This is a genomic window from Flavobacterium sp., from assembly GCF_029242675.1.
Taxonomy (GTDB): domain Bacteria; phylum Bacteroidota; class Bacteroidia; order Flavobacteriales; family Flavobacteriaceae; genus Flavobacterium.
This window is the reverse complement of sequence record NZ_JAQWTM010000071.1, coordinates 1-3,413: the sequence shown is the minus strand read 5'-3', so window position 1 is coordinate 3,413 and position 3,413 is coordinate 1. Positions and strand designations below refer to the sequence as shown.

General features: G+C 30.4%; 2 protein-coding genes. Both read right to left on the bottom strand.

Annotated elements, in window-relative coordinates; all coding sequences use genetic code 11:
* Window positions 1-1,086 precede the first annotated feature (1,086 nt).
* Window positions 1,087-1,485 carry a response regulator gene (locus P8M54_RS02725; RefSeq protein ID WP_300284813.1) on the bottom strand — a complete coding sequence of 133 codons (399 nt, stop codon included), beginning with the start codon at window positions 1,483-1,485 and terminating at the stop codon, window positions 1,087-1,089.
* Between the two features lie 5 nt (window positions 1,486-1,490).
* Window positions 1,491-3,203 (bottom strand): PAS domain-containing protein, encoded by a 1,713-nt coding sequence (locus tag P8M54_RS02720; protein ID WP_300284810.1) that lies wholly within the window; start codon window positions 3,201-3,203, stop codon window positions 1,491-1,493.
* Window positions 3,204-3,413 lie beyond the last annotated feature (210 nt).

Sequence of the window (3,413 nt, the reverse complement as noted above, 5' to 3'; positions counted from 1 at the left end):
TGTTCTTGCTTTATTATTTATTTTGTAACTACTGCGGTAGAGTATATTACTATTTAAAATCAGAATATAATTGATGTAAAAGTAACGCTCTCTTTTTGCTGTTTGTCCATCTTTCAATGGATTTATTAAGTAAGTAGGAGACTTCAGCATCTTAATTGTTTCGTCTTTCTATATGATATAAATTGTTCAATTTATGTATTTTTTTATTCGCTTGAAGCTGGTAATATCAGTTAATTTGCAGCTCTGTTATCTTTGTAGTCACTTTGTGTCTTAATTATCATTTAACTCTCTAATGCTGCTCTTTGTACGCGAAACATATTGCTTATCTGAATCGCTTTTAAAGTAGAATTTTCACTATGTTATTTTGTAGGTTTGATCAGTTATGTAAAAATTTTAACAACCTTATGTTTAGCCTGATATCAATCTTACTAATCTGCTGTAAATCTCTCTTTTTTTTGACCACAGAGAACAAAACAGCTTAGGATTTTGTTTTATTTTCAGCTGCAAAATCCTGTGTTATAATTGTACGTTTTGTAATTAAAATTTACCCGATACCTTTTTTTGTTGTTATGACTTCAAGTCAGTATTAATTATTTTAACGACATAGTTTGATCTGTAGAAACATAAAAAAATAAAAATGGGGATATAGACGAGCTAAGTCATTTGAAAAAAAAAATACTACTGATCGTAAATTATTATACTCTTTGTGCAGGATTGTTTTTTTATTTCACAAGGTATAGTTGTGAATTTTATTTGGAATAGCAAGCTTTGTTTACTTACAACTTAATCCCAAAAATAATAAGAAAGCATCTAATTTGAAAGCTTCACAGAACTCACTTACTATTTTTATATTCCCTCAGTATGTAAGGAAGAGTATATAAAATGCATCGAAAGTATTGGTTGAACCTCCAGATGTAAATTGTAATGTTTTGAGTTTTCGTACTTACCTTAAATGAATACGCATTTTAAGTGTGAATAGCATTTGTTAAAAATAAATACATATAGTTGCGTATATTATGTAGTAGCTTGTAAGCATCTATGAGGCAAACTAACAATTGATGTTACACCTATAATTTTTTTAAATTATTAATCTAATGCTTCAGCAACTTTATTTAACGTGCTCAGGGATATTGGTTTGGGTAAAAAATCCATAACCATTGGAAATTCTTTTATTTTCTCTAAGTCCTCAGGATCTATAGTTGAAGATAAAACGATAACTTTTATATCATGAAACTGTTCAAATGTTGGTTTGCTGAATTCCGCCAAAAACTCCCATCCGCCCATTATAGGCATATTTAAATCCAAGAAAATTAATTCAGGTACCGTTTTTTCTGCATTATTCAATAAGGTATGGAATAAATTGATTGCCTCTTCACCATTTTGCGCTGTGATAATTTGGTTCGAAAAGGCAGCTTTGCTGATTACTTTTTTGCAAAGCATTAGCGTTATAGGGTCATCATCTACAAACAAGATAGTATCTAGCATCGATATTATTTATGTGGAAATTTCATTACAAATTTGGTGCCTACATTAACTTCGCTTTCAATAGTAATTGTGCCGCCCATCGCTTCAACTTGAGATTTAACTAGATAAAGACCTAGCCCTTTACTATCAGGATAACTATGAAATTTTTGATAGAGTCCAAAGACTTTATCTTTATTTCGATCTAAATCTATTCCAATCCCGTTGTCTTTGAAAATGATCATTGTTTCCTCATTAACTAATGAAGCGCTAATTTCTATGATTAGTTGTGTATTAACAGACTTGTATTTAATTGAATTGGTTAGTAAATTGGTAATTATGCTTTCAATATAAGACTTATTTATTTCAAAATCGCTTTCTTTTTTAAAATCGGTTATTATATTGTGATTGATTGTATTTAATAAAATTTTTGTTTGAGTGCACACTTTTTCAAATACTTGCGCTATGGACACCTGCTCTTTTGCAATGTTAGGGGTTTCTTTGATCACCATCACTTTAGTTAAGTCATTAATAGTATCATTTAATAAATGTGTAGATGTGCTTAATCCGTTCAAAATGTCTTGTAACTCCTCATCATCGATTTTTATGTCCTCAACCAGGTTTAAGAGTCCAGTTAAATTAGATAGAGGAGCGCGTAAATTGTGAGAAGTGATGTAAGAGAACTGTTTTAGATCGGTATTTTTCTTAGTTAGTTCTGTTATCAATTGTTCTTTTTCTCTTTCCTGATTTTTGCTGTCAGTTACATCTTTTTGTATAGAGATCCAGTGCGAAAGTTGTTCTTCATTATTGAAAATAGGAATCATGGTAAAGCGAAGCCAAAATTCTTTTCCGTCTCTTTTATAACATATCATTTCGAGTATGTTTTCTTGCTGATTGCGTATGGAATTAATCATTTCTGAAATAGCTTCAGGATTTGTTTTCGATCCTTTAAAAATATCAGGTGATTGCCCAATAATTTCAAAAGCTTGATAACCAGTCATCAGTGAAAATGCCGGATTAACATATACTATTTTGGGGAGTTGATCCTCGTTAAAATCAGCTTCGGTTATGATTATAGAATCTTTTGTTTGCAAAATAACCGTCTCTAGCAATCGCAATCGAATTTCTTCTTCTTTTTGTTTTGTGATGTCTTGAATGGCTCCAATCATTCGAATAGGTTTGCCAAATTTATCTTTTATTATAAATCCTTTGTCTAAAACATATTTGTAAGTACCATCAGCACATTTAAAGCGATATTCATCTTGCCATTTATCTGTTTTTTCTTCTAAGAATGAGTATAGTTTTATCGACATGCGTATGCTATCTTCTGCGTGGATATTGTCAAACCACCAAGCAGATCCGTCGCCTATCTGACTTTTATTATATCCAAAAATTGTCTCGATTCCTATGCTCCATTGTAATTTATCGCTTTGAATATTCCAGTCGCGTATAATGTCGCTAGTAGCTTTAGCAACAATATCATATCGATCATTTGATTCTTTTATTTCTTCGTTTGTTTTTTGAAGTGCATTTACGTAGCTAATGTTGCGCTTGTCATTCTTAGCAAGAATAAATCTAAAAGCAGCTGCAGTCAATGTAATAAGTAAAATATCTTTGATGAAGTTATACGCTTGAAAGTTAAGTGTATCAGAATAACGAACGAATGTTTTATGAAAAATTATAGCAGCAAATAATGCAATCAGCAAGTAAATAAGTGCTATTCGTGTGGATTTATTTTTCATTATCCAAATGTAATTAATTTAAGTTAAATATAAATAGTCTGAATTTTTATTTTCAAATGATAGTTGTTTTGATGTGATCTGTTCCTAATTCGTTAAGTATATGTAAAGTATTGGATAAATATTTGTTTTATCAAAATAAAGTGTACCTTTGCACTCATTAAAAATCACAGATGGAATCTATTAGAAACATTGCAATTATTGCCCACGTCG

Excerpts from the sequence above, each read along its gene's own strand:
- P8M54_RS02725 (WP_300284813.1), bottom strand. The coding sequence starts at position 1,485 with ATGCTAGATACTATCTTGTTTGTAGATGATGACCCTATAACGCTAATG.
- P8M54_RS02720 (WP_300284810.1), bottom strand. The coding sequence starts at position 3,203 with ATGAAAAATAAATCCACACGAATAGCACTTATTTACTTGCTGATTGCA.